The sequence below is a fragment of the Paraburkholderia terricola genome, assembly GCF_900142195.1.
Taxonomy (GTDB): domain Bacteria; phylum Pseudomonadota; class Gammaproteobacteria; order Burkholderiales; family Burkholderiaceae; genus Paraburkholderia; species Paraburkholderia terricola.
Genome location: NZ_FRAB01000044.1, coordinates 1 through 26359, shown reverse-complemented (window position 1 = coordinate 26359; position 26359 = coordinate 1). Strand labels below are relative to the sequence as shown.

At 65.0% G+C, this 26359-nt stretch carries 22 protein-coding genes; 15 read left to right on the top strand and 7 right to left on the bottom strand.

What is annotated here, in order from left to right; all coding sequences use genetic code 11:
* Window positions 1-75: 75 nt before the first annotated feature.
* Entirely contained in the window at window positions 76-2469 is a 2394-nt protein-coding gene (locus BUE39_RS27430) for a penicillin-binding protein 1A (protein WP_073431840.1), read from the bottom strand.
* A 252-nt stretch (window positions 2470-2721) separates the two neighbouring features.
* Here BUE39_RS27430 and pilM point away from each other — a divergent pair, with 252 nt between their 5' ends.
* From pilM to BUE39_RS27395, 7 genes are all read left to right on the top strand, one after another.
* Entirely contained in the window at window positions 2722-3714 is a 993-nt protein-coding gene (gene pilM / locus BUE39_RS27425; protein WP_073431839.1) for a type IV pilus biogenesis protein PilM, read from the top strand.
* Window positions 3711-4457: a fimbrial assembly protein gene (locus tag BUE39_RS27420; RefSeq protein WP_073431838.1), complete on the top strand. Its 747-nt coding sequence runs from the start codon at window positions 3711-3713 to the stop codon at window positions 4455-4457. Before pilM ends, BUE39_RS27420 begins: the two co-directional genes overlap by 4 nt.
* Complete coding sequence (locus tag BUE39_RS27415) at window positions 4454-5404, top strand: hypothetical protein (protein ID WP_073431837.1); 951 nt, start codon at window positions 4454-4456, stop codon at window positions 5402-5404. The genes BUE39_RS27420 and BUE39_RS27415 overlap by 4 nt, the downstream gene beginning before the upstream one ends.
* Window positions 5404-7137 carry a type IV pilus secretin PilQ gene (locus BUE39_RS27410; protein ID WP_084561499.1) on the top strand — a complete coding sequence of 578 codons (1734 nt, stop codon included), beginning with the start codon at window positions 5404-5406 and terminating at the stop codon, window positions 7135-7137. The genes BUE39_RS27415 and BUE39_RS27410 overlap by 1 nt, the downstream gene beginning before the upstream one ends.
* Window positions 7138-7244: 107 nt before the next feature.
* On the top strand, window positions 7245-7796 hold the full coding sequence (locus tag BUE39_RS27405) for a shikimate kinase (protein ID WP_073431836.1): 552 nt from the start codon (window positions 7245-7247) through the stop codon (window positions 7794-7796).
* Between the two features lie 8 nt (window positions 7797-7804).
* Window positions 7805-8881: a 3-dehydroquinate synthase gene (gene aroB / locus BUE39_RS27400; RefSeq protein ID WP_073431859.1), complete on the top strand. Its 1077-nt coding sequence runs from the start codon at window positions 7805-7807 to the stop codon at window positions 8879-8881.
* A 73-nt stretch (window positions 8882-8954) separates the two neighbouring features.
* Entirely contained in the window at window positions 8955-10157 is a 1203-nt protein-coding gene (locus BUE39_RS27395) for a deoxyguanosinetriphosphate triphosphohydrolase (RefSeq protein WP_073431835.1), read from the top strand.
* Window positions 10158-10277: 120 nt separating this feature from the next.
* On the opposite strand, the gene BUE39_RS27390 is transcribed toward BUE39_RS27395, so the two are convergent.
* Together BUE39_RS27390 and BUE39_RS27385 are read right to left on the bottom strand one after the other, a co-directional pair.
* Window positions 10278-10658, bottom strand: coding sequence for an ElaB/YgaM/YqjD family protein (locus BUE39_RS27390; protein WP_073431834.1), 381 nt, complete (start codon window positions 10656-10658; stop codon window positions 10278-10280).
* 358 nt (window positions 10659-11016) lie between these two features.
* Complete coding sequence (locus tag BUE39_RS27385) at window positions 11017-11742, bottom strand: OmpW/AlkL family protein (RefSeq protein ID WP_073431833.1); 726 nt, start codon at window positions 11740-11742, stop codon at window positions 11017-11019.
* A gap of 189 nt (window positions 11743-11931) precedes the next feature.
* Between BUE39_RS27385 and BUE39_RS27380 the strand changes: the two genes are divergently transcribed.
* The 4 genes from BUE39_RS27380 to BUE39_RS27365 all read left to right on the top strand — a co-directional run bounded on the left by BUE39_RS27380 (window position 11932) and on the right by BUE39_RS27365 (window position 20553).
* Complete coding sequence (locus BUE39_RS27380; protein WP_073431832.1) at window positions 11932-12639, top strand: transposase; 708 nt, start codon at window positions 11932-11934, stop codon at window positions 12637-12639.
* A 295-nt stretch (window positions 12640-12934) separates the two neighbouring features.
* Window positions 12935-17638 carry a glutamate synthase-related protein gene (locus BUE39_RS27375; RefSeq protein WP_073431831.1) on the top strand — a complete coding sequence of 1568 codons (4704 nt, stop codon included), beginning with the start codon at window positions 12935-12937 and terminating at the stop codon, window positions 17636-17638.
* Between the two features lie 132 nt (window positions 17639-17770).
* Entirely contained in the window at window positions 17771-19240 is a 1470-nt protein-coding gene (locus BUE39_RS27370) for a glutamate synthase subunit beta (protein WP_073431830.1), read from the top strand.
* Window positions 19241-19605: 365 nt separating this feature from the next.
* Complete coding sequence (locus BUE39_RS27365; protein WP_073431829.1) at window positions 19606-20553, top strand: tyrosine-protein phosphatase; 948 nt, start codon at window positions 19606-19608, stop codon at window positions 20551-20553.
* A gap of 218 nt (window positions 20554-20771) precedes the next feature.
* On the opposite strand, the gene BUE39_RS27360 is transcribed toward BUE39_RS27365, so the two are convergent.
* Together BUE39_RS27360 and BUE39_RS27355 are read right to left on the bottom strand one after the other, a co-directional pair.
* Window positions 20772-22046, bottom strand: a complete 1275-nt coding sequence (locus BUE39_RS27360; RefSeq protein WP_073431828.1) for an ATP-binding protein — start codon at window positions 22044-22046, stop codon at window positions 20772-20774.
* Window positions 22043-22783: a response regulator gene (locus tag BUE39_RS27355; RefSeq protein ID WP_073431827.1), complete on the bottom strand. Its 741-nt coding sequence runs from the start codon at window positions 22781-22783 to the stop codon at window positions 22043-22045. Before BUE39_RS27355 ends, BUE39_RS27360 begins: the two co-directional genes overlap by 4 nt.
* 444 nt (window positions 22784-23227) lie before the next feature.
* Between BUE39_RS27355 and BUE39_RS27350 the strand changes: the two genes are divergently transcribed.
* The 4 genes from BUE39_RS27350 to BUE39_RS27335 are packed head-to-tail and all read left to right on the top strand — an operon-like array spanning window position 23228 to window position 25056.
* Window positions 23228-23410: a hypothetical protein gene (locus tag BUE39_RS27350; protein WP_073431826.1), complete on the top strand. Its 183-nt coding sequence runs from the start codon at window positions 23228-23230 to the stop codon at window positions 23408-23410.
* Window positions 23411-23455: 45 nt separating this feature from the next.
* Entirely contained in the window at window positions 23456-23623 is a 168-nt protein-coding gene (locus BUE39_RS27345) for a DUF6726 family protein (RefSeq protein WP_318268352.1), read from the top strand.
* Window positions 23624-23626: 3 nt separating this feature from the next.
* Window positions 23627-24340 (top strand): hypothetical protein, encoded by a 714-nt coding sequence (locus BUE39_RS27340; protein WP_073431824.1) that lies wholly within the window; start codon window positions 23627-23629, stop codon window positions 24338-24340.
* Window positions 24341-24387: 47 nt separating this feature from the next.
* The gene (locus BUE39_RS27335; RefSeq protein ID WP_073431823.1) at window positions 24388-25056 is read left to right on the top strand and encodes a flagellar basal body L-ring protein FlgH; all 669 of its coding nucleotides are present in this window, start codon (window positions 24388-24390) and stop codon (window positions 25054-25056) included.
* A gap of 106 nt (window positions 25057-25162) precedes the next feature.
* On the opposite strand, the gene BUE39_RS27330 is transcribed toward BUE39_RS27335, so the two are convergent.
* Window positions 25163-25903 (bottom strand): response regulator, encoded by a 741-nt coding sequence (locus BUE39_RS27330; protein ID WP_073431822.1) that lies wholly within the window; start codon window positions 25901-25903, stop codon window positions 25163-25165.
* A gap of 261 nt (window positions 25904-26164) precedes the next feature.
* Window positions 26165-26359: transposase (locus BUE39_RS27325; protein ID WP_200799524.1), on the bottom strand; the 195-nt coding region annotated here is incomplete at its 5' end.

Genomic DNA, 26359 nt, shown 5'->3' with positions numbered 1-26359 from the left:
CCCGCCAAAGCAAGCTGAAACGACACCGCCGCGCATCGAGCGCGGCGGTTTTCTTCAACGGGCTACGGCGGTTCTCTAATGCCCGCGGAACAGATTCATGATGTTCTGCTTTTCCTGCTCGTCGACCTGCGCGGGCGCCTCCGATGCGCCGTTCGCCGCATCCAGCGCGGCCTGGCTGATGCCGACCGTCGCGATGAAACCGTGCCCCGGCGTGAACTCGTCGAAATACAGTTCCGAGCCGACTTCGACCACATTGTCCGGCTTCGGCATCTTGTAGTCCGGCACGCCCTTGAGCGCGCGACCCATGTATTCGATCCACACCGGCAACGCCAGGCCGCCGCCGGTTTCCTTGTCGCCGAGACTGCGCGGATTGTCGTAGCCGATCCACGCGATCGCCGTGACCGTGTGCTGATAACCGGCGAACCACGCGTCGCGCGAATCGTTGGTCGTGCCCGTCTTGCCGCCGAGATCGGTGCGTTTCAGCACATTGGATTTGGCGCCCGTGCCGCGTTGCGCGACACCTTGCAGCAGGCTGTTCATCACGTACGCGTTGCGCGGCTCGATGGCGTGCGGCGCGCTTTGCTCGGCCACTAGCGGTTGCGCATGGGCGACGACGATGCCGCGCTGATCCGTGACCTCGGCGATCAGATACGGGTTGATCCGGTAGCCGCCGTTGGCGAACACCGAGAACGCGCCCGCCATTTGCAACGGCGTGACGAGACCCGCGCCGAGCGCCATCGGCAGATAGGCCGGGTGACGCTCCGCGTCGAAGCCGAAGCGCGTGATGTACTGCTGCGCGTACTTGGTGCCGATCTGGCTGAGGATGCGGATCGACACCAGGTTCTTCGACTTCTGCAGCGCCGTGCGCATGGTCATCGGACCGTCGAAACCGCCGCCGTAGTTCTTCGGTTCCCACGGCTGCCCGCCGGTCTCCGCGGCGCTGAAAAAGAGCGGGGCGTCGTTGATCACCGTCGCCGGGCCGAGTCCCTTTTCGAGCGATGCCGAATAAATGAACGGCTTGAAACTCGAACCCGGCTGACGCCACGCCTGGGTCACGTGATTGAACTTGTTCTTGTTGAAGTCGAAGCCGCCGACCAGCGCGCGAATCGCGCCGTCTTGCGGCACCACCGAGACGAACGCGCCTTCCACTTGCGGCAATTGCGTGATCGACCAGTTGCCGTCGTCGTTCTTGACGAGGCGGACGATCGCACCGGGCCGCAGTCGCTGATTCGGCTGCGCGCGCGCATTGAGCGCGGCCTGCGCGAAACGCAGGCCGTCGCCCTGGATGGTCGCGACATTGCCGTCGATGAAGGTGGCCTGCACCTGCTTCGGGCTCGCCGCCGTCACGACGGCGGCGATGATCTCGCCGTTGTCGGGATGCTCCAGCAGTGCGTCGTCGATCGCCTGTTCGCGGTCGTCCGCATCGGACGGCAGATCGATGAACGCTTCCGGGCCGCGATAGCCGTGGCGCCGCTCGTAATCCATCAGGCCTTTGCGCAGCGCGCGATAAGCGACGTCCTGATCGGCGGAGTCGATCGTGGTGACGACGTTCAGGCCGCGCGTGTACGCCTCTTCGCGATACTGCGCGTACATCATCTGCCGCACCATTTCCGCGACGTACTCCGCGTGCACGCTGAATTCCTTGCCCGCGCCCTTGACCACGAGCGCCTGCTTGCTGGCCTCGTCGTATTGCTGCTGGGTGATGTAGCGCAGTTCGTACATGCGTTGCAGGATGTACTCCTGGCGCACTTTCGCGCGCTTCGGATTGACCACCGGGTTATACGCGGAGGGCGCCTTCGGCAGACCGGCGAGCATCGCCGACTCGGCCAGCGTCAGGTCCTTCAGATCCTTGCCGAAGTACACCCGCGCCGCGCTCGCGAAGCCATAGGCGCGCTGACCGAGATAGATCTGATTCATATACACCTCCAGAATCTGATCTTTAGTCAGCTTCGACTCGATCTTGTACGCGAGCAGCATTTCGTAAATCTTGCGCGTGTAGGTCTTCTCGCTCGACAGGAAGAAGTTGCGCGCCACTTGCATGGTGATCGTGCTGGCGCCTTGCGTGGCGTGGCCGTTGGTGAGCGCGACGAAGCCGGCCCGCGCGATACCCGTGAGGTCGACGCCGCCGTGATCGTAGAAGCGCGCGTCTTCGATGGCGAGCACGGCCTTCTTCAGACTATCGGGCACCTCCTGAATATGGACGATGTCGCGCCGCTCCTCGCCGAATTCGCCGATCAGCACATGGTCGGCCGTGTAGATGCGCAGCGGCACCTTGGGCCGGTAGTCGGTGAGCGCCTCGAGTGACGGCAGGTTGGGCGTTGCCACCACCAGCGCATAGCCGAGCACCAGCAGCACGCACACGATGCCAGCGACGATCAGACCGACAAAGCCAAGGACCAGCTTCAGCCACAACGGGCGTTTGCGCTTGTGCGGCGCGGGCGGTGGGGAGTTCGGAGACGTGGATTGCATATGGGCACCAAAAAACAGTCCCGCGATTATAGCCGCCCGGCTTTTCAGCTTTCGTCATGCTTACTGACACTTCTGCGCAGGTCGGTGCGCGACGCGGGAATGGCTTCACTGTAGCCGCTTTGTTGCGGCGCCGGCACGTGTCACGCAACGTTAGCCATTTGGCTGAGTGTCGCGCGGCGGCGCGGCTACGCACAATTCTTCCTCGTTACTCGCGCTCGAATGGTTCGCCGCGAGAGTTTGAGGGAGGGTGTGATGGCGTTCAAAAAATCGTGGCTTCAAGAGGTGCAAACAGGTGGCCGGCGGTTTGCCGCGGGAATCGACGTGAGCGCGCGGGCGGTGCGCCTCGTCATGGTGAGTCAGCCTTCGCGCACCACCGCCGCATTGCATATCGAATACGTGAGCACCGTGCCGCTTGCCGCCGGCGCGATGGCCGGCATGGAGATCGCGGATCGCCATGCGGTGGCGCGTGCGTTGCGCGACGCGTTTGCCGGTCTGCCGCGCGCCTGTGCGACGCATGCGTTGCGATGCGCGATGGCGCTGCCGGCGTCGGCCACGTTGACCGCCACGGTGCCGCTCACGCGGCTCGCCGCGCAAAGCGGCTGCGCGGAGGACGGCGGGCATGCGCTTGCCGAACTCGAACCGGCGGTGATGAGTGAAGTGGAGCGGATCGCGGGTCTCGAGCGGCACGCGCTCGCCGTCGACTGGTTTGTCGATGAAACGTCTTCGCCCGTTCGCTCGGTGACGATTGCCGCCACGGCGCGCCAGCATCTTGAGGCGCGTATCGAATGCGCGGCGTCCGCCGGTATCTCGCTGACCGCGATCGACGGCGAACCGCATGCCGCGCTGCGCGCCATGCGCTATGCGGCGAGCCATGAACTCGATCCGCACGAGCCGTATGTCGCGCTCTGGGTCGGCACGGACGGCGTGTACGGATGGCGCATCGTCGACGACGGCATCGTCGGCGAAATGCGCTATCCGGCGCCCGAGCACGCGGACCTCGCCGACGCGTTGCGTGATCTCGTGCGCGGCCCGGAACTCGACTGCGCGTTGTTGAGCGGCGAGGTCGATCTGCTCGACGGCGTGGGGTTTTCGATCGCGGATCTCGCCGACGTGTTGGGCTGCACGGTGTTGCCGTTCGAATGCGCGGCGCTAGGCGGTCTTGCGCGACCGTTGGACGATCCGTTGTTGCATGAGCCGACCGGCGCGGTCGCGTTCGGGCTCGCGTTGCGCGGGGTGTTCGAATGATGGGCGGCCTCTTGCATCCGCGCGGCTCGAACGTGCCGACTGCCAGCGCGCCGGGTTTCGCGCGCGGCGCTCGCTTCGCGCGATCGTGGCTCGGTGGTTTCAACCTGCTGCCCTACAGGCAACGCAACGCGCGACTCGCGCGCCGGCGGTGCGTACTCGAATGCATCGCCGCCGCGTTCGCCGGTTGCGCCGCGGTGCTCGCGCTGGCGGGTTGGCAGGCGTTGGAAAAGGCGCGACTCGATGCGCAGCGCGTGTCGATTGAACAGTCGCTCGCACGATTCACCGCGCCGCTCGCCGAACATGCCGGGCTATTGCGGGCGCAAGACGAGCAACGCCAGGGCGCGGCGCGTGCAAAGACCTTGTCCGAGCCGCTCACGCATTTGCGCGACCTGCTCGACGCACTCAGTTTCGAACCGGGCGACGGCGTCGTGTTACAGCAGTTGCGTCAGCGCGAACACGAGACGGAATTGCTGGCGAGCTCGCGCGGGCATCTGGCTTCGGCGGAGTGGCTCAAGCGTCTGAGCGCGATTCGCGGCGTGACGGGCGCGGAGGTGAGCGACCTGCATCGATCGGCGCCGCCCCGCGGCGCGGGTGTGGTTGCGGGCATCGCAGGACAAGTCGCAGGACAAGTGGAATTCGGCGCTCGTCTGCGCTGGGACGATCCGATGCGACAAACGGCTCACGTGGCCGCATCCGCGGCGCGGCGTCCGGTGAAGTCTGAACAATCGAGAGGTGTGAAATGAGTACGACGTTTGTCGATTTCGGCAGCGCGGCAAGCGCGCGCCCAATGCTTTCCCATTGGCTGAAGCGCGCGCGTGCGCCGCTCGAAGCATGGAGCGGGCGCCGTCGCTGGGCGGTTGCGTTGCTGATCGCCGCGCTGGTGTTCGGGCTTGGCGCGCAGGGCTGGATCGTGGCGGATCTGGGCGGCGTGGAGGCGAGCCGGACCGCCTTGGAGGCTGCTACGCGGCATCTCGCCGATGCGAAGCGCTCGCTCGCGCAATTGCCCGCGCTGCGCCGTGAAGCAGCCGCGTCGGCCACCGCATCGGCAAGCACCCCGGCCATGACGTCGAGCACCGGATCGCCAGCGCCTTCGTCCGTGGACGACGTGCGCATCGTCTCCGAACTGGCCGCGCAGAACGGCGTCACGTTGATTGCGCTGGAACCCGGCGCCGCCAGCGGCACAGGCGCGGAAAGCATGCGCCCGTTGCAACTCGCCGCGCGCACCGACTTCGTCCACTTGATGGCGTTCCTGCGCGGGCTGTTGGATCTGCCGGTGCTGATCGTCCCCGTCGATGTGACCGTCAAACGGGATGGCGCAGCGCTTTCGGTGAGCGCGACGCTGCGCGTGTTCAATGCGCTGAGGCCGGTTCCTTTAACCGCGTCGGCGGCTGCGTTTGCCGAAGAGGATGCCGATTCGGCCGACGCAGACAACATCGTCTTCTTCGACCCGTTCTCGCGGCCGCAGATGCGGGCGGCGGGCGATCTGCCCGATGCTTCGCAGTTGCGCCTTGTCGGTGTGCTGCACGATGGTCAGCGTGGGTTGGCTTTGCTCGATACGCCGGAGGGCGCGACAACCGTCGCGTCCGGGCAGCAAATCGGCGCCGAGCGCGTCACGCGCTTCGACGCGCTCGGCATCACGCTCGTCAACGGCGGCACAACGCGCACGCTGGCGCTGGAAGAGGCGTCCTGATGAAGCCGGTAAAACTTTTCCGCTTTGTGCCCGCGTCCATGTGCATCGGTCCACGTGCGGGCCGTGGCCTGCGCTGCGGCCTTCGTATGTGTTTCGGCGTGTACGTTGGCGCGGCGATCAGCGTCGGCATCGCGCGAGCTTCGACTCCACCGCTGCCGCCGCTGCCACCGAACATGCCGCTCGACGACGGCGTTGTGCCATTGGACGCTTCGTACAATGCTTCGCCGCCACCGCGCGGCGTTGTCGCCGAAGCGCCCAACCCGTTTCGCGATGAGTCGGCGGAGCCTCGGGATGTCGCGCGCCCGTCAGCCTCCGTCGAAAACAGCCGCGCGGAGGAGCCCTTCGAGGCCGACGACGGCTCCGTGCCGCTCCGAAGACGATCGGCAGCCTCGGCAACCCAGGCAACCCCGGCTCGCAACGACACCGCGACGAGTTCCGCGCTCGAAGGACCACCGGTGCCGCTGCCGCCGCTCGCGCGACTGAGCGGCGCGCCGAAAACGCTCGCCGACGCCAGGCTCGCGGCCGACGACAAACCGATCTCGCTGAACTTCAAGCGTGCCGAACTCGGCGCCGTGCTGAACGCATTCGCGCAATTCACGGGACTGAATATCGTCGCGAGCGAGAAAGTGCGCGGCGCCGTCTCGCTGCGGCTCGACAAGGTGCCGTGGCGCGCCGCGTTCGATACGCTGCTCGATGTCAACGGTCTCGCGATGGAGCGCCGCGGCAACGTCGTGTGGGTCGCGCCGATTGCGGATCTCGCCGCGCGCGAGCGGCAGCGTTTCGAGGCGCACGCCAAGGCCGCCGATCTGGAGCCGCTCGCGAGCCGCACTTTCGTGCTGCACTACGCCCGCGCCGAGGACGTGCGGCGTTTGCTGACCGGTTCGGGGAACCAGCGCGTGCTGTCCAAACGCGGTGCCGTCACCGCCGATCCGCGCACCAATCTGCTGTTCGTCACCGATGTCGAAGGCCGCGTCGCGCAGATCGCGGCTTTCCTCGAGTCCGTCGACCGGCCGACCCGCCAGGTGCTGATCGAGGCGCGGATCGTCGAAGGCGAACACGGTTTTTCGCGCAACCTCGGCGTGCGGCTCTCGATGGCGGCGACCAACGCCGACGGCACCGCAAGAGGCTTGACCGGCGGCACGGACGGGACGGTCTACGATCTGTCGGCCCGCCCGATTTCCGGCTTCGACGCCGCCACCGCCGGGCTCACGCTGTTCGCCGCCGGCGCCACGCGTCTGCTGAACATCGAGCTGAGCGCGCTGGAGGCCGAGGGGCGCGGCGAGATCGTATCGAGTCCGCGGGTCGTCACCGCGGACCGCATGAAAGCGGTGGTCGAGCAGGGCACCGAGCTGCCGTATCAGGCGAAAGTGGGGCAGGGCGTCTCGGGCGTGCAGTTTCGCCGCGCCACGCTCAAACTGGAAGTGGAGCCGCAGATCATGCCGGACGGGCGGGTGGTGCTCGATCTCGATGTGGCCAAGGACAGCGTCGGCGAGCTGACCGACGCCGGGCCGGCGATTAACACCAAACACGTGCAGACGCGCGTCGAGGTCGAGGATGGTGGTACGGTGTCGATCGGCGGAATCTATGCCGTCGACGAGCGGAACGATGTGACGCGGGTGCCGCTCCTGGGCAAAATACCCTTTTTAGGCGCGCTTTTTCGCCATCGGGCTCATCGCGACCAGCGCAGCGAACTGGCTATTTTCATCACGCCGCGCGTCATTCAGACGAATTAGCGGTATGCCGCCGCCGCTTGCCGGCGGCGGCGCGCAGGCTCGACAAGGCAGCCGCTTTGCCAGTAAGCTGCGGCACGAACCCATACCGGATTAGCCAGAGGACACCGTTGCAAGCGCGGGACGCACACGCCAATGTATTTTTCGTAGGGCTCATGGGGGCAGGCAAAACCACCGTGGGCCGGGCCATTGCGCGCCGTCTCGATCGCCCGTTCTTCGATTCCGATCATGAAATCGAGGCGCGCACGGGCGCGCGCATCCCGGTGATTTTCGAACTGGAAGGCGAAGCGGGCTTTCGCGAGCGTGAAGCGAACGTGATTTCCGAATTGACCGGGCGCGACAATATCGTGCTCGCCACGGGCGGCGGCGCGGTGCTGCGGCCGGAAAACCGCGAGGCGCTGCAAAATCGCGGCGTGGTGATCTATCTGCGCGCCAATCCGCACGATCTGTGGCTGCGTACCCGGCGCGACAAGAATCGCCCGCTGCTGCAAACCGAGGATCCCAAGGCGCGCCTCGAAGCGCTCTACGAAGTGCGTGACCCGCTCTACCGCGAATGCGCGCATTTCGTGATCGAAACCGGCCGGCCTTCGGTCAACGGACTCGTCAACATGGTCCTGATGCAGCTCGAGATGGCCGGCGTCGTCAAACACCCTGCGTCATAATGGACCGTATGATTACCGTCAACGTCGAACTGGGCGAGCGCGCCTACCCCATTCATATCGGTGCCGATCTGATCGGCCAAACCGCGCTGTTCGCGCCGCATATCGCCGGCAGCTCGGTCACCATCGTCACGAATACCACGGTCGACCCGCTATATGGCGACACGCTGCGCGCGGCGTTGGCGCCGCTCGGCAAGCAGGTGTCCACGGTCGTTTTGCCGGACGGCGAAGCGTACAAGAACCTGGAAACGCTGAACCTGATCTTCGACGCGCTGCTCGGCTCCCGCGCCGATCGCAAGACCACGCTGATCGCGTTGGGCGGCGGCGTGATCGGCGATATGACCGGGTTTGCCGCGGCTTGCTACATGCGCGGCGTGCCGTTCATCCAGGTGCCCACAACGTTGCTGTCGCAGGTGGATTCGTCGGTGGGCGGCAAGACGGGCATCAACCACCCGCTTGGCAAGAACATGATCGGCGCGTTCTACCAGCCGCAGGCCGTGATCGCCGACATCGGCGCGCTGCGCACCTTGCCGGCGCGCGAACTGGCGGCGGGCATCGCCGAGGTGATCAAGACCGGCGCGATTGCCGACGCGGGTTTCTTCAGGTGGATCGAGGCCAACGTCGAGGCGCTGAATCGTTGCGAACCCGAAGCGCTGGCCGAGGCGGTCAAGCGTTCGTGCGAAATCAAGGCGTCGGTGGTGGCGCAGGACGAACGCGAAGGCGGGCTGCGCGCGATCCTCAATTTCGGCCATACGTTCGGCCACGCGATCGAGGCCGGGCTCGGCTACGGCGAGTGGCTGCACGGCGAGGCGGTCGGCTGTGGCATGGTGATGGCGGCGGATCTGTCCGTGCGCATGGGCTATCTCGACGAAGCGGCGCGCAAGCGTCTGGTCGATGTGATCGTCGCCGCGCATTTGCCGACCCGGGCGCCCGCGCTCGGCGATTCGCGTTACGTCGAACTCATGCAGGTCGACAAAAAGGCGGAAGCCGGTGCGATCAAATTCATTCTGCTGAAGCGTTTCGGTGAGACGCTGATTACCCAGGCACCCGACGCCGAAGTGCGCGCCACGCTGGCCGCCGCGGTTTAACCGCGGCAAGACTCCGGCAGCAACGCATCGCGCACCGGCATCACGAGGCGCCGCCCATGTTTCGGAGAACCCGGTGACTGACAGGCGCAGCGACGATGTAAAACCCAACCCGGCAGGCGCGGCGTCGGTCGGCGAGCCTGCCCAGGAAGCGCTGGAAGCGCATCTCGCGCCATACGCGGCGCGTTCCGCGCAGTCGCGCGGCCGCCGCTATCCGGAATCAGCGCCTGGCGCCCGCACCGAATTCCAGCGCGATCGCGACCGCATCGTCCACTCCACGGCGTTCCGCCGGCTCGAGTACAAGACGCAGGTGTTCGTGAATCACGAGGGCGATCTGTTTCGCACCCGGCTCACGCATAGTCTGGAGGTGGCGCAAATCGCGCGGTCTGTTGCGCGCAATTTGCGCGTCAACGAAGACCTGGTCGAAGCGATCTCGCTTGCCCACGATCTCGGTCACACGCCGTTCGGCCATGCCGGTCAGGACGCGCTGAACGAATGCATGCGCGAACACGGCGGCTTCGAGCACAATCTGCAAAGCCTCGCGGTCGTCGACGATCTCGAGGAGCACTATGGCGCGTTCAACGGCCTGAACCTCTGCTTCGAAACACGCGAAGGAATTCTCAAGCATTGCTCGCGCGAAAACGCGCGGCGGCTCGGCGCCTTGGGCGAGCGCTTTCTCGAAGGACGGCAGCCGTCCATTGAAGCGCAGATCGCGAATGTTGCCGACGAGATCGCCTACAACAACCACGACGTCGACGACGGTTTGCGCTCGGGCCTGCTCACCGTCGAGCAACTGGCCGAAGTCGAGCTATGGCAGACGCACTATGAGGCGGCGCGCAACGACTTTCCGCAGATCGAAGGGCGCCGGCTGATTCACGAGACGGTGCGCCGCATCATCAATACGCTGATCGTCGATCTGATCGATACCACCAAGCTGAATCTGCTCCGGCACGCGCCGGTCTCGCTCGACGCCGTGCGCGCCGCTCCGCCGCTCGTGGCCCATAGCGAGGCGATTGCCGTTCAGGCCGCGGCGCTCAAGCGCTTTCTATTCAAGAATCTGTATCGCCATTACCGGGTGATGCGCATGGCGAACAAGGCGCGCCGCGTCGTGGTCGGCCTGTTCGACGCGTTCACGGAAGATCCGCGCCTGCTGCCGCCAGGCTATCAGTCGACGGACGCGACGCTGCAGCCGCGTCTGATCGCCCACTACATCGCGGGCATGACAGATCGATATGCGGTGAAGGAATACCAACGGTTGTTCGTCATCGAAGACAACTGATCGGACGCGTGCCGGCGGGCGGGTTTGTGTCTACGTTCGGCATGAGCGCGCAAGCGGACGCGGGCACCGCATCGGCGCCCGCCACAGCGTTGCTTCGCGCCACGTGTCAGCGCAGCCCGTTCAGCGCAGCCGCGATGCGAACAGCGCGCCCGCGATCAACGCGACGCCGCCGACGATCGCAATCGTCTGCCACGGATTTTCGTGCACGTAGTCGTCCGCGTCGGCCATCGCGACTTCCGCGCGCTCACGCACGGCTTCGCGCGTGTCGTTCAAACGGGCGCGCGCGGCGTCGAGCTGTTTGCGCAGTTTGCCGCGCAGTGCGACCGCGTCGGCCTGGGTGCCGTCGGCCAGGGTGGATTCGAGTTCCGCCATCAGCGTGCGCAGTTCGCTCGCGATATCTTCGGCCGCGTGGCGGCTATGGCGAGCGATGCGCCGCGCACGGCGGCTGGTGCTGGTCCAGGATTCGCCGAGGGCGTCTCGCGTATTCGAAAGTGTTGTCATGGTCGCTCCGTCGATGAGGGTGAAAGAATCCCCACGGTGCCACGCAGATTCACGCCGCGACGCGGGAAACACCATGTGAACGCAACTTTGGTGCCAAACAGCAGCCCCTGCACACCATGACGCGGGCCGCGAACCGTCAGCAGATATTGCACCGAGGCCACGCGATTGCGGGTCAAATTTACAAAGATTCGCCGTTACGTCTGAGCATCGCGCCGCCCGCGCCCGACGCCGATAACCGTTGCTCGACCTGCTTGAAATAAAGAACGCCGCCATTGAACCTATGACGGCGTTGTCCAAGCCCCGAAAATTCGACTACCCTAGCTCAACGGCCCCAATTTTCGCGAGGGTCCGCGAAGCGTTAGAAACGGTAACCGATATTGACGTAGCTAACGATCGGGTTCAGTTTGATCTTGGTTTGCGACTGCACGTTGAGCGTGCCGACCGGCGTCCTGGCGGCGGTGTTCAGTTTAGCGGTCGTGCTGAGCGGCAGATAAGAGATCGACACGCCCGCGAACCAGTGCTGGTCGAACGCGTAGGTGAAACCCGCATTGAAGACCGGCGCCCACGAACTATCCGTATCGACGCTGGTCGGACCATGCAGAACATTGGCCTCGAACGCGCTGTTGGTGATCTTTGCGTCGGTGAACCAGACCCGGCTTACACCGATGCCGAGATACGGGCGGAACGCCGCGGTTGGGGCGTTGAAGAAGTACTTGAACAGCAGAGTCGGGCTCCACTGTTTCGCCTGGCCCAGCTTGCCGAATCGTTCGAAGCTGCCCGTGCCGGTCAGGTCGAATGAAGGCGGGTAGCCAAGCACGAATTCGGCCGCGATGTGGTCGGTAACGAAGTACCCGAGCGTGAAGCCGATGGTGTCCGCGGAACTTAGTGATGCACCGGTGTTGGCTTCTGTGATATTGGTCGGACTGCCGCCTATGCTTGTCACTCTCAACGGTTCACTGCTCGATTGAGGCGCAAGATGGAACCAGCCTGTTGAAAGGACAAAGCTCCCGGCCGATTGCGCGTGTGCTGCCGTTGTCATGCAGGCTAGCGCCGCCATCCCCGTTACGGCCTGTTTTAATTTCATATGTGCTCCTCCATAAAAGGCCCGCTCATTATGACGACAACGTTTGAAACAAACCATACGCGGCGGTTAGAGCTTTCTCCCTAGGCTCCGCGCGGTTTTCTGGCTCAGCCGCGCCGCGCCGAACCTCCGGCGCATGCGGCTTTTCCGACCTTCGGGTTTGTACCAACGCGACTAATTGGATACTTCAGCATGGCACGGCTTGCACGTCTCTATGTCCCTGACCAGCCGCAGCACGTCATCCTTCGCGGACTCGATCAGCAGCCCGCATTCGTCGACGACCAGGACTACGAGCTCTTCATCGACTGTTTGAAAGCGGCTTCGCGCGACCATCACTTATCCATCCACGCCTATGCGTTGATGCCGGGCGCGGTGCAACTGCTCGTCACGCCCACCGAGGAATCGAGTCTGCCGAAAGCGATGCAGGCGGTGGGGCGGCGCTACGTCGCCCATTTCAACCGGCGCTATGCGCGTCGCGGCACGTTGTGGGAAGGGCGCTACCGCGCCACGGTGATCGAGGGCGAGCGCTATTTTCTACTGGCGAGCCGGGTCGTCGAGATGTGTCCGGTGCGCGCGCAACTCGTGAGCGCGCCGGAAGACTATCGCTGGTCGAGCTACCGTCATCACATCGGCCTGACGCTCGACAGCCTGATTACCGACCACCCGTTGTACTGGTCGCTCGGCAATACGCCGTTCGAACGGCAGCGCGCTTACCGCGAGCTATGCGAACAGCCGCTCGACGAGCGCGAAGCCAGTCAGCTTCAGCAGGCCACGCTGAAGGGCTGGGTGCTCGGCAGCGACACCTACCGCGAATGGGCCGCGCGCGCGGCCAATCGGCGCGTGTCGCCGCTGCCGCGCGGACGGCCGCGCAAGGTCCGCGAGACGCCGCAAACGCAGTAGCCGGCCTCGCGTCGGCGGGCGGTAATGGAACGGCATCTTCGCATGCCGTTTTCTTTTGCACGTTTTAGATATGGCACCAATAAAAATCGACCGCAATGCACCAACTTGATAATTGGGGCTCAACCACAACGTTTTATTTGCTATTCCATTGATTCGTCGCGTATATTCCGAATTCCGGCGTTTTTGATACGCGTAGCATCCAGCGTAAAGAGCGCGCCGTCGCGGCTGCTGTGCGCACTGCGGCAATAGAAAAACGGTTAAACGGCCTGTCCGGCCCCTCACAGACGGTGTCCCCATGAACGACCACCAGCAACCGACTCATCCGGTTCCCGCCGCGCAAGGTCTGTACGACCCGCAGAACGAGCATGACGCCTGCGGCGTCGGCTTCGTCGCTCACATCAAGGGCAAGAAAAGCCACGAGATCATCGAGCAGGGCCTGAAAATCCTGGAAAACCTCGACCACCGGGGCGCCGTCGGCGCCGATCCGCTGATGGGCGACGGCGCCGGCATCCTGATCCAGATTCCCGATGGCTTCTATCGCGAGGAAATGGCGAGGCAAGGCGTGACCCTGCCGCCGTATGGCGAATACGGCGTCGGCATGGTGTTCCTGCCGAAAGAGCACGCGTCGCGCCTCGCTTGCGAACAGGAGCTGGAACGCACGGTGAAGGCCGAGGGCCAGGTCGTGCTGGGCTGGCGCGACGTGCCGGTCGACCACACCATGCCGATTTCGCCCACCGTCAAGGCGAGCGAGCCGCTGATCCGTCAGATTTTCATCGGCCGCGGCAAGGACATCATCGTGACCGACGCGCTCGAGCGGAAGCTGTACGTGATCCGCAAGACCGCGAGCCACCGCATCCAGGCGCTCAAGCTCAAGCACGGCAAGGAATACTTCGTGCCGTCCATGTCGGCGCGCACGGTCGTCTATAAGGGGCTGCTGCTGGCCGGGCAGGTCGGCGTGTATTACCGCGACCTGCAGGACGAGCGCACCGTCTCGGCGCTCGCGCTCGTGCACCAGCGCTTCTCGACCAACACCTTCCCGGCGTGGGAGCTGGCTCACCCGTACCGCATGATCGCCCACAACGGCGAAATCAACACGGTGAAGGGCAACGTCAACTGGCTGAACGCCCGCACCGGCGCGATCGCAAGCCACGTGCTCGGCGACGATCTGCCGAAGCTGTGGCCGCTGATCTATCCGGGCCAATCCGATACGGCGTCGTTCGACAACTGCCTCGAACTGCTGGTGATGGCCGGCTATCCGCTCGTCCACGCAATGATGATGATGATCCCGGAAGCCTGGGAGCAACACACGCTGATGGACGACAACCGCCGCGCGTTCTACGAATACCACGCCGCGATGATGGAGCCGTGGGACGGCCCCGCCGCGATCGCCTTCACCGACGGCCGTCAGATCGGCGCGACGCTCGACCGTAACGGCCTGCGTCCGGCGCGCTACATCGTCACCGACGACGACCTCGTGATCATGGCCTCCGAAGCCGGCACGCTGCCGATTCCGGAATCGAAGATCGTCAAGAAGTGGCGTCTGCAGCCGGGCAAGATGTTCCTGATCGACATGGAACACGGCCGCATCATCGACGACAAGGAACTGAAGGACAACCTCGCCAACGCCAAGCCGTACAAGAGCTGGATCGACGCCGTGCGCATCAAGCTCGACGAGATCGAGGCGAAGGCCGAGGACGTCGCGACGGAACGCCGCGAAGCCGCTGCCTTGCTGGATCGCCAGCAGGCGTTCGGCTACACGCAGGAAGACATCAAGTTCCTGATGGCGCCGATGGCGCAAGCCGGCGAGGAAGCCGTCGGTTCGATGGGCAACGACTCGCCGCTGGCGGTCATGTCCAACAAGAACAAAACGCTCTATCACTACTTCAAGCAGTTGTTCGCGCAGGTCACGAACCCGCCGATCGATCCGATCCGCGAAAACATGGTGATGTCGCTGGTGTCGTTCGTCGGCCCGAAGCCGAACCTGCTCGACACGAACAACATCAACCCGCCGATGCGTCTCGAAGTGTCGCAGCCGGTGCTCGACTTCAAGGACATCGCGAAGATCCGCGCGATCGATCAGTACACGGGCGGCAAGTTCAGCTCGTATGAACTGAACATCTGCTATCCGGTGGCCTGGGGCAAGGAAGGCATCGAAGCGCGCCTCGCCTCGCTGTGCGCGGAAGCGGTCGACGCGGTGAAGTCCGGCTACAACATGCTGATCGTGTCGGACCGCAAGACCGACCGCGACAACGTCGCGATTCCGGCGCTGCTCGCCACCGCCGCGATCCACACGCACCTCGTGCAGCAAGGTCTGCGCACGAGCACGGGTCTCGTGGTCGAAACCGGCTCGGCGCGTGAAACGCACCACTTCGCGCTGCTCGCGGGCTACGGCGCGGAAGCCGTGCACCCGTACCTCGCGATGGAAACGCTCGGCCAACTGGCTGCCGGCATGAAGGGCGACCTGTCGGCGGAAAAGGCGATCTACAACTTCACGAAGGCGGTCGGCAAGGGCTTACAGAAAGTCATGTCGAAGATGGGCATTTCCACCTACATGTCCTACACCGGCGCGCAGATTTTCGAAGCGGTCGGCCTCGCTGAAGACCTGGTCAAGAAGTACTTCGAGGGCACCTCGTCGAAGGTCGGCGGCATTGGTCTGTTCGACGTGGCCGAGGAAGCGATCCGTCTGCACCGTGAAGCGTTCGGCGACAACCCGGTTCTCTCCGGCATGCTCGACGCGGGCGGCGAATACGCGTACCGCGTGCGCGGCGAGGAACACATGTGGACGCCGGATGCGATCGCCAAGCTGCAACACTCGGCGCGCAGCAATTCGTACCAGACGTACAAGGAGTACGCGCACCTGATCAACGATCAGACCAGGCGCCACATGACGTTCCGCGGCCTGTTCGAGTTCAGGCTCGACCCGTCGAAGGCGATTCCGCTCGACGAAGTCGAACCGGCGAAGGAAATCGTCAAGCGTTTCGCCACCGGCGCCATGTCGCTCGGCTCGATTTCGACCGAAGCTCACGCCACGCTGGCCGTCGCGATGAACCGCATCGGCGGCAAGTCGAACACGGGCGAAGGCGGCGAGGACGTGAACCGTTACCGCAACGAACTGCGCGGCATTCCGATCAAGAACGGCGACACCATGAAGTCGGTGATCGGCGACGAAGTGATCGTCGACATTCCGCTGAAGGACGGCGATTCGCTGCGCTCGAAGATCAAGCAGGTGGCGTCCGGCCGTTTCGGCGTGACGGCGGAATACCTCGCGTCGGCCGATCAGATCCAGATCAAGATGGCGCAGGGCGCGAAGCCGGGCGAAGGCGGTCAGTTGCCGGGCCACAAGGTGTCGGATTACATCGGCAAGCTGCGTTATTCGGTGCCGGGCGTGGGCCTCATTTCGCCGCCGCCGCACCACGACATCTACTCGATCGAAGATCTGGCGCAACTGATTCACGACCTGAAGAACGCCAACTCGGCGGCGAGCGTGTCGGTGAAGCTGGTGTCGGAATCGGGCGTGGGTACGGTGGCCGCGGGTGTCGCGAAGGCGAAGGCCGATCACGTCGTGATCGCCGGCCACGACGGCGGCACGGGCGCATCGCCGCTGTCGTCGATCAAGCACGCCGGCACGCCGTGGGAACTGGGTCTCGCCGAAACGCAGCAAACCCTGGTGCTGAACCAGTTGCGCGGCCGCATCCGCGTGCAGGCCGACGGTCAGATGAAGACCGGCCGCGATGTCGTGATCGGCGCGCTGCTCGGCGCGGACGAGTTCGGCTTCGCCACGGCGCCGCTCGTCGTCGAAGGCTGCATCATGATGCGCAAGTGCCATCTGAACACCTGCCCGGTCGGCGTCGCGACGCAAGATCCGGTGCTGCGCGCGAAGTTCCAGGGCCAGCCGGAGCACGTCGTCAACTTCTTCTTCTTCGTTGCGGAAGAAGCGCGCGAGATCATGGCGCAACTGGGCATCCGCAAGTTCGACGACCTGATCGGCCACGCCGAACTGCTCGACATGAAGAAGGGCATCGAGCACTGGAAGGCGAAGGGCCTCGACTTCTCGCGCGTGTTCTATCTGCCGCAAGTGCCGGCCGAAGTCGCGCGCAAGCACGTCGACGTGCAGGACCACGGCCTGGAGCGCGCGCTCGATCACACGCTGATCGAGAAGGCGAAGGCGGCGATCGAAAAGGGCGAGCACGTCTCGTTCATTCAGCCGGTGCGCAACGTGAACCGCACGGTCGGCGCGATGCTGTCCGGCCTGATCGCGAAGAAGTACGGCCACGACGGCCTGCCCGACGACACGATTCATATCCAGTTGAAGGGCACGGCGGGTCAGAGCTTCGGCGCGTTCCTCGCGAGGGGCGTCACGCTGGATCTGGTCGGCGACGGCAACGACTATGTCGGCAAGGGCCTGTCGGGCGGCCGCATTATCATCCGTCCGACCAACGATTTCCGCGGCAAGTCGGAAGAGAACATCATCTGCGGCAACACGGTGATGTACGGCGCGATCGAAGGCGAAGCGTTTTTCCGCGGCGTGGCGGGCGAGCGTTTCTGCGTGCGTAACTCGGGCGCGACGGCGGTTGTCGAAGGCACGGGCGACCACGGTTGCGAATACATGACGGGCGGCACGGTGGTCGTACTCGGCGAAACGGGCCGTAACTTCGCGGCCGGCATGTCGGGCGGCATCGCATACGTGTACGACCCGGACGGCATGTTCGCCGGCAAGTGCAACAAGTCGATGGTCGCGCTCGATCCGGTCTTGCAGCAGGCCGAGCAGGAACGCACGGTCGACAAGGGCCTGTGGCACGCCGGCACGACTGACGAAGCGCTGCTCAAGGGGCTCATCGAGCGTCACTTCCAGTTCACCGGTTCGCCGCGCGCCAAGGCGCTGCTCGAAAACTGGGATGCGTCGCGCCGTCAATTCGTGAAGGTGTTCCCGACCGAATACAAGCGCGCGCTGGGCGAGATGGCAGCGAAGAAGGCGAACAAGGAAGTGCTCGCCGCCTGATTTGCTTCGCTGATCGTCCGCACGAAAGACGTCACCCAGGACGTCACCCATAGCCGTACCCGCCGCCGCTCGATGGTTCGATGCGCGGCGGGAAAAGATTACCCACCTGATACAGATAGAGAAGAGAACCACATGGGCAAGGCAACCGGTTTTCTCGAGTTCGAGCGCCGCCACGAGGCGTACGAAGCTCCGCTCACGCGTGTGAAGCACTACAAGGAATTCGTCGCCGCATTGACCGACGACGAAGCGAAGATTCAAGGCGCACGTTGCATGGACTGCGGCATTCCGTTCTGTAACAACGGCTGCCCGGTGAATAACATCATTCCGGACTTCAACGACCTGGTGTTCCATCAGGACTGGAAGAACGCGATCGAGGTGCTGCACTCCACGAACAACTTCCCGGAGTTCACGGGCCGCATCTGCCCGGCGCCGTGCGAAGCGGCTTGCACGCTCGGCATCAACGACGATCCGGTCGGCATCAAGTCGATCGAACACGCGATCATCGACAAGGCCTGGGCCGAAGGCTGGGTTGCGCCGCAGCCGCCGAAGCACAAGACCGGCAAGAAAGTCGCGGTGGTCGGTTCCGGCCCCGCCGGTCTCGCCGTCGCGCAGCAACTGGCGCGCGCGGGGCACGATGTGACCGTGTTCGAAAAGAACGACCGCATCGGCGGTTTGCTGCGTTACGGTATTCCCGACTTCAAGCTGGAAAAGTGGCTGATCGACCGCCGCATGCGCCAGATGGAAGCCGAAGGCGTGACGTTCCGCGCCAACGTGTTTATCGGTAAAGCGGATTCATTGCCGCCGCACATCGGCAACACGGCAAAGGAAACCATCACGCCGGCCGAGCTGAAAGAACAGTTCGACGCCATGGTGCTCACGGGCGGTTCGGAAACGCCGCGCGATCTGCCGGTGCCGGGCCGCGAACTGGAAGGCATTCACTACGCGATGGAATTCCTGCCGCAGCAGAACAAGGTCAACGCCGGCGACAAGGTCGCGAACCAGTTGCTCGCGAAGGGCAAGCACGTCGTGGTGATCGGCGGCGGCGATACGGGTTCGGACTGCGTGGGCACGTCGAATCGTCATGGCGCGAAGAGCGTCACGCAATTCGAACTGCTGCCGCAACCGCCGGAAGAAGAGAACAAGGCGCTCGTGTGGCCGTACTGGCCGATCAAGCTGCGCACGTCCTCGTCGCATGACGAAGGCTGCTCGCGCGATTGGGCGGTGGCGACCAAGCGCCTCGAAGGCAAGAACGGCAAGGTCGAGAAGCTGATCGCCGCGCGCGTCGAATGGAAGGACGGCAAGATGCAGGAAGTGCCGGGCTCGGAATTCGAAATGAAGGCGGATCTCGTGCTGCTCGCGATGGGCTTCACGCAGCCGGTGTCGCCGGTGCTCGAGGCGTTCGGCGTCGACAAGGATGCACGCGGCAATGTGCGTTCGTCGACCGAAGGCGACAAGGCGTATTACACGTCGGTGGACAAGGTGTTCACGGCGGGCGACATGCGCCGCGGCCAGTCGCTGGTGGTGTGGGCGATTCGCGAAGGCCGTCAGTGCGCGCGTTCGGTGGACGCGTTCCTGATGGGGCATTCGGAACTGCCGCGCTAAACGTCTCCGCTGGTTTCATGCCTCGATGCATCGAAACCGGTCATTGCTTGCAGGAAGAGGTGGAGACGACGAAGCGGTAAACAAAGCCGGGCATCCGCAAGGGTGACCCGGCTTTCTATTTCCATGTGTTGCGCCGCGTGAAAGAAAAGGCCGGGTAATCAGTGCCAAGGCAGCGGTTCAAGCCCGCGGTCCAAGGCGGGTCCGCGCCGCGTCGCGGCCGGCGAACCCGCCGGGGCGGCGAAGCAAGTCGGTCAGGTTCCTTACGAACTACTACCCCGTAACCAAAAGAAGATTTGCCGCCGTTAAACTGCGTGCGCAGCGCCCATGCTGCGAATAACCCTTCACGTTCGCGCCAGCCACGTCCAATGCCCGCAACCGGAAAAAACTGCTCGCCACCTCGCCGCTTCGCGAGCATCGCACTGCGGACAAGTCAGATCGCGCCCGTTCGGACCTCCGCGTCGCGCCGGGTATTCCTCAAGCGTTCAGCCGGCGTGCTGCTGGTTTCGGGCATCGGCAGTTCGCTGCTCTCCGCCTGTGGCGGCAGCCTCGACGCCGGTCAACCGGAAACGCCGCGGCTCGCGTCGGTCGATAACTTTCGCGACGTGGCGGGCGCCGCCGCCGGCTATCCCACCGTCGACGGCAAGCAGATGCGCCGTGGCGTGTTCTATCGCGCGAACGCGCTGACCTTCAGCGCGGCTGACGAAGCCGCGATCGATCACCTCGGCATCGCCGCCGTCTACGATCTGCGCACGCCGGGCGAAGCCGCGCGGATCGCCGATACGTTGCCGGCCGGCGCGACGTCCGAGGCGTTCAACGTGCTGGGCGCCCGCGACTTCGTCGCGCCGTCGTTCGATACGGCCGCCGCCGCAACAGCGTTCATGGAGGCCCAGGCGCGCGCCTACGTCACCGGCGCCGCGCAGCGCGCGAGCTACGGCGCGCTGCTCACGCGTCTTGCCGAGGGCGCCGAGATCCAGCTCTTTCATTCCAGTGCGGGTAAGGATCGCGCCGGCTGGGTCGCGGCGCTTCTGCAGAGCATCGCCAACGTTCCGCTCGACGTGATCATGCAGGACTATCTGCTCAGCAACGTCTATTCGGCGCTATCGATCAGGGCCCATACCGACATGCTGCGCACGCGCGTCGGCGCTGCGGCCGCCGCGAGCGAGGCGCCGTTGTTCGACGTTCAGGAAAGTTATCTGCAGGCGGGTTTCGATCAGGTGCAGGCGAGCTACGGCACGATGGCGAGCTATCTGACGCAAGGCCTCGGCGTGTCCCAGGCGACGATCGACCGGTTGCGCGCCCGTCTGGTGGTGTGATTCGGGTTTGAGGCGGGCTGCCCGACGGCGGTCAGGCAGCCGCAGTCAGGCAATAACGGGGTAGTGCGCGGCGAAAAAAAGTCCGCCCCAAATCACTGGGCGGACGGAGAAGGGCGGCATCGAGGTTGCCGGAGACGACTATAAGGCGGCGTTCATCGCGCCGGTTCGTCCTGTAAGGGCGCGTAAGCGCGCGTTCGCTGCCACGCCAGCTCCTTCCATCACGCTGTTGCCGGCGCGACCGGCAATTCGATCCGCACCTCCAGCCCGCCAAGCGCGTGATTGCGCACCTGACAGCGTCCGCCGCGATCGTGCGCGAGCCGCGCGACGATCGCGAGGCCCAGCCCGCAATGGCCTTCGCCGCCCCGCGCGGCGTCGAGCCTGACGAACGGCTTCATGGCGGCGGCGATCCGGTCGTCGGGAATGCCGGAACCGTGATCGCGCACGCTGATGACCCAATGCCGCTCGTCACGCCCGGTGGCGATGTCCACCGGCGCCGAACCGTGTTCGAGCGCGTTGTCGACGAGGTTCGTCACCAACCGGTCGAGCAGCGTGCGCGGAAGCTTGAATGACGGCCCCGCGCGCAGATCGAGCGTGAACAGCGGCGCTTCCTCGGTGCTCTCGCCGACGGAAAACTGTTCCCGCAGAAATTCGTCGACCTCGACCGGCGGCCCCGCGTCCGCGGACTGGCCCGCGAACTCCAGAAACTGCTGGACGATGTTGGTCAGCGAGTCGACATCGCGTATCAGGCCGGCGCGCTCGCTTTCCGCGACCAGCACGCTCGCGCGCAGCTTGAGCCGCGTGAGCGGCGCTTTCAGATCGTGCGCGACGCCGGCCAGCATGACCGCCTGGTCGTCGCCGGCTTCGTTCAGGCGCCGCATCATGTCGTTGAACGAGCCGATCAGATCGCGCAGCTCGCGCGGTCCTTGCTCCGTCACGGGTTCCGGCCGTCCGCCTGAGCCGAACGCGCGGGCCGCGTTGGCGACGCGCGACAGCGGGCGCTGCATCTGCCAGGCCGCGAACAGTGACAGGATCAGCGCGGCGAGCAGCATCGAAATGGATTCGATCAGAAAGCGCGGAGGCGGCGGAACGTCGACCGGCAGGACCACCCAGTTCGGTTTGCCGGGAAACAGCACCCACAGTTGCGGCGGGCGCAGATCGTCGACGGCGATCCGCGTGCCGGGCGGCAGGTTCTCGCGCAGGTGCCGGCTCAATTCGACCAGCGGATGATCGGTCGGCGTACTCAGATGGACGCTCGCCGGCATATTCCAGGTGGGCACGAGGTGCACGCGCATCGCGGGCGCGAGCGCCGCGCTCTTCATCGGCTCGCCGTTGACTGCCTGCAGCGCCAGCAGAATGCCGCGCGCGAAGCCGTCGATTTCATGGCGCGGCGGCTGCATGACGATCAGCACGAACCAGCCGGCCTGGATCGCGAACAACACCGCCGTGGAGAGCAACGCCATTCTGCCGAACAGCGTGTTCAGCGGATTTCTCATGCGTTCGAGGCGGCCTCGCCGGCGAAGGGCGTGCTGTCGGCGTCGGGCACGAACACATAGCCTTTGCCGCGCACCGTCTGCACGTAGCAGGGATTGGAGGGGTCGTCTTCGATCACGCGGCGCAGGCGCCAGATCGGCACGTCGAGGCTGCGGTCGCGAAAGGCGAGATTGTCGCGATGCACGAGATCGTGGATCAGCACGCGCGACAACACCTTGTACGGATTGTTGACGAAGATCTTCAGTAACGCGAATTCGCTGTCGCGCAGCGGCAGCTTGGCGTTGTCGCGGGTGAGCGAACGGGTTGCGAAGTCGAGTTCGAACGGACCGAAGCGATACGGTTTGCGGGCTTCCGGCGCACTGGTGGTGGACGGCCCGCGGCGGCGCAGCACCGTGTGGATGCGCGCGAGCAGCTCGCGCGGATCGAACGGCTTGGTCAGATAGTCGTCCGCGCCGAGTGAGAGCCCGACGATGCGGTCGGCCACCGTGCCGCGCGCCGTCACGAAGATCACCGGAATGTCGTCGCCGGCGGCGCGCAGCGCGGTGAGCGCGCGCAGGCCGTCGGTGTCCGGCATCATGATGTCGAGCACGACGACTGAAGGCCGCTCACGCTCGAGCCGGCGTTGCAGATGCGTGCCGTCGTGCAGCACTGACGCGTCGAAGCCGTTCGACTGCAAAAACTTGCATAGCAGATCGCGTACGACCGGATCGTCGTCGACGATAAGGACCTGTGGATTCATGGCGAAATTTTAGACTGGCGCGCTTCACGCACGCCTGACAGTTTTCTTACCAATGCTTACGCAGCGCCGCCCCGCGTTTCCCGCCGTGCGCGTAGGGCCCGCCGCCAAAGGCTCGGGCCACATCCTGACGCTGCCACATTTGGCAATACGTTGGGCATGGGTTGGCAACAGCGAAAGCGGCGCGGACACCATGATGCGGCGCTGACCGGCATCGCTCGACTCTCCCGGGAAAGTATTGGCGCGCGGCTGCAACGGTTTGCAAGCTGCGGCAATGGCTCGTAAGAACCGCTGAAAAGCGCGCTTTCCTTCGCGCATCGGCAGCGCGCGTGCGGCGCGATGATTCGTCATGCAGTACTTTGCGCCGCATGTCGACGATAGCCTAACGCCTTGGGCCCACGGCAGGCGGTGCGAAAACCGACAATCCAGCGCCATGCGAGGCTCATCATGACCGTCCCAAGCAACGTCAATTCCACTCGTTTTTCGCCGCTCGCGCCCACCCAGGCCGCGCCAAAGCCCGCCGCTTCCGGCAAGTCGAGCGGCACCGCGCAGACCCGGGAATCCGCCACGACCGGACAACCGTCGGCGCCCGGCGGGCTCGTCGGGCACCACGTCAACACCACCGCCTGAGACAGCGAGGCCCGCGTGTCGACTCTGAGAATCATTGAGCGCGTGATCCGTGTCGCAGCCTGGTTGACGCTCGGCGCCGCGCTGCTGCCGCTTGGCGGCTGCGGTGTCGCCGCGCTGCCGTGCCGGCTGACTTCGTCCGCGCTGAAAATCATCCCGGTCGTCGGTCATGCCGCGGCCACGCCGTTCGACATGTGTTCATCCGCGATCGACTGAATCATGAGACCCAAACGGATTGCCTGTGCGTTGGCGCTGCTCGGCGGACTGTTTTCTTCGACCGCTCAGGCGCAGCCGGTCGCGCGCGAAGCCGGGGCGGCCAGCGCCCCGTCCAGAGACCCTGCCGCGGATGTGCGCCGGCGTTCGCAGGACGCGCCGTTCGCGTTTCGCGGCATTGCGCTCGGCATCACGCTCGACGAGTTCCGTTCGAGTTCCACCGTGCGCGCGACGCCGGTCGGCAGCGTGCCGGTCTGCGAGACGGACGTGCAGGCGGGCGCGCTCGGCATGCGGCTGAAGTCGCGCGAAAGCCTGACGGTCGCATGCCGCTGGGCGCATCGCGCGGACGACGGCTGGGCGGTGTCGCAAGCGGTGGTCGCCGGCGTGCCGGCGCAGGAGCACGTGCTGCGTTTCGCGCGTGTCGAGGGACAAAGCGCGCTGCGTCTGTACGAGATTTCTTTCGTGATCGACGAGATCACCGCCGAGGACTTGCGCGAGGCGCTCACGGACCGATACGGCGCGGCGCACCTCGTCACGCACAGCTTGTCGGCGTCGAGCACGATGCCGGTCTACGTCTGGGAAAACGCGGTGAGTTCGATCACGTTGTGCTTTTTGCCGGGCACCCGCAATGGCACGCTCACCTATCTGCTGAAGGGTTCCGACGCGTGGGTGAAGTCGGTCGTGCGGCAGTGGCAGGCGAGCGGCGCCGAGGCGGGGTGAGGATGGCCGCCGATTTTGAGCCCGGCCGATGCGGGCAAGGAGCATGCATGAGTGCGCTACGTCTGACTGTCGCGCTGGGCGCGGCGGCTTGCCTCGCGGCTTGCGGGAGCAGCCAGAAGTCGATTGTCGATACGCCGATGGCGCCGCCGCTCGCGTCCGCGCCGCTGAACGTCAACACGCAAGGCGCGATCTATCAGGCCGGCACGCCGCTGCTGCTTTACGAAACGCCGCGCGCCCAGCATATCGGCGACGTGCTGACGATTCGCCTGTCCGAGTCGTACAGCGGCAACAACAGCTCGACCGCGGCGGCGAGCCGTTCGAGCAGCATTACCGCCGACGCCGCCGACCATTCGACCGGCGCGGCCGCGCGGCTCGCGCGACTGTTCAACGTCGGCTCGGCCAGCACCGAATTCAAAGGCCAGGGCAGTCTCACCGACGTGAGCGGCATGACCGGCACGCTGGCCGTCACCGTGATCGGCACGATGTCGACCGGCAATCTGGTGGTGTCCGGCGAGAAGATGATTTCGATGAGCGGCAACCGCGACCGCTTGCGGCTATCCGGGATCGTCAATCCCAAGGATATCGAGGCGGGCAACTACGTGGCGTCGAGCAAGGTGGCGAACGCGCGCATCGAGCAGGCCGGCGTGGGGATGATCTCCGACGCGACCACGATGGGCTGGCTGCAGAGGATGTTCCTGAGTGTGCTGACGTTCTGAACGTCCCGATGCGAGCGCCGTGCGATGTGCGATCCGCGGCGCATCGCGCACCCAGCGTTCCGCGTCCCGCGTCCCACGTCCCACGTCCCACGTCCCACGTCGCGTATCAGGCCGGCGGCGCCGCCCCGCGCTCCGCCGCGCCGATCTCGCCGTCCGGCACGAACACATAGCCGCGTCCCCACACGGTTTGCACATAGCGCGGCTCCGACGGATCGACTTCGATCAGCCGCCGCAAGCGCCAGATCGACACGTCGAGGCTGCGATTGCGATGCGCCTCGCTGTTGCCGTGCAGCTTCTCCAGCAACTGCGCGCGCGTGAGCACGGTCATCGCGTGCGTGACGAACACCTTGAGCATGGCGAATTCGCTGGAGCGCAGCGTGATGCGCTCGCCGTCGCGGCGTAATTCGCGCGCCGGAAAATTCACCTCGAAACGGCCGAAGCGATAGGGTGCGCGCTGCTCGGGCGCGCTCGGCGCGATCGTGCCGCGGCGTCGCAGCACGGTGCGAATGCGCGCGACCAGTTCGCTCGGTTCGAAGGGCTTGCCGAGATAGTCGTCGGCGCCGAGTTCGAGGCCGATCACGCGGTCGATCGGATCGGCGCGCGCGGTCAGCAGAATCACGGGGATGTCGTCGCCCGCGACGCGCAACGCGCGCAGCGCGCTGATGCCGTCGAGCTCCGGCATCATGATGTCGAGCACCACCAGCGCGGGACGCTCGTCCTGCAATTTGCGCTGCAGCGCCATGCCGTGTTCGAGCGTGGCCACCTTGAAGCCGCGCCCCTGCAGGTACTCGCTGACGAGCTCACGTACGACCGGGTCGTCGTCGACGACCAGAATGGATTGGTTCATCCGGGTCATCTTAGTGATCCGGCCGTGCGCGGCAAAGCGCGTGACGCTTTCGAATTCTTTCTCGCGTAAGAGAAAGCAAGCGGAAAGCGCCGGCGTGCGCTGCCTAGCAGGCTGCTGAAATACAGTCCGACAGAAGCAGCCTTTCTGCACTTACGCGGCTCTCGCCACAAGGTTTATCGCATTGTGCAATTTCAACGTGAATTCCACGCTTGTTCGGCAGTTTGAGGCCAATTTCTGGCTTCATTGCCGCGTTTTTCGCTGCTACAGACGGACTTGTGTCAGTGAGCGCATGCGCACGAGGTTGTAGGCAGCCATGTTCAACACGAACATCTGGTCCACTTTCTTCAACCCGCGCACCACCACCTGGCGCATGCGCCCCACGGTCTTGGCCCACCCGAAGCCTTGTTCGATCAACTTGCGCTTTTGCTGCGAAATGGCGTAGCCCACGCTCGAGGC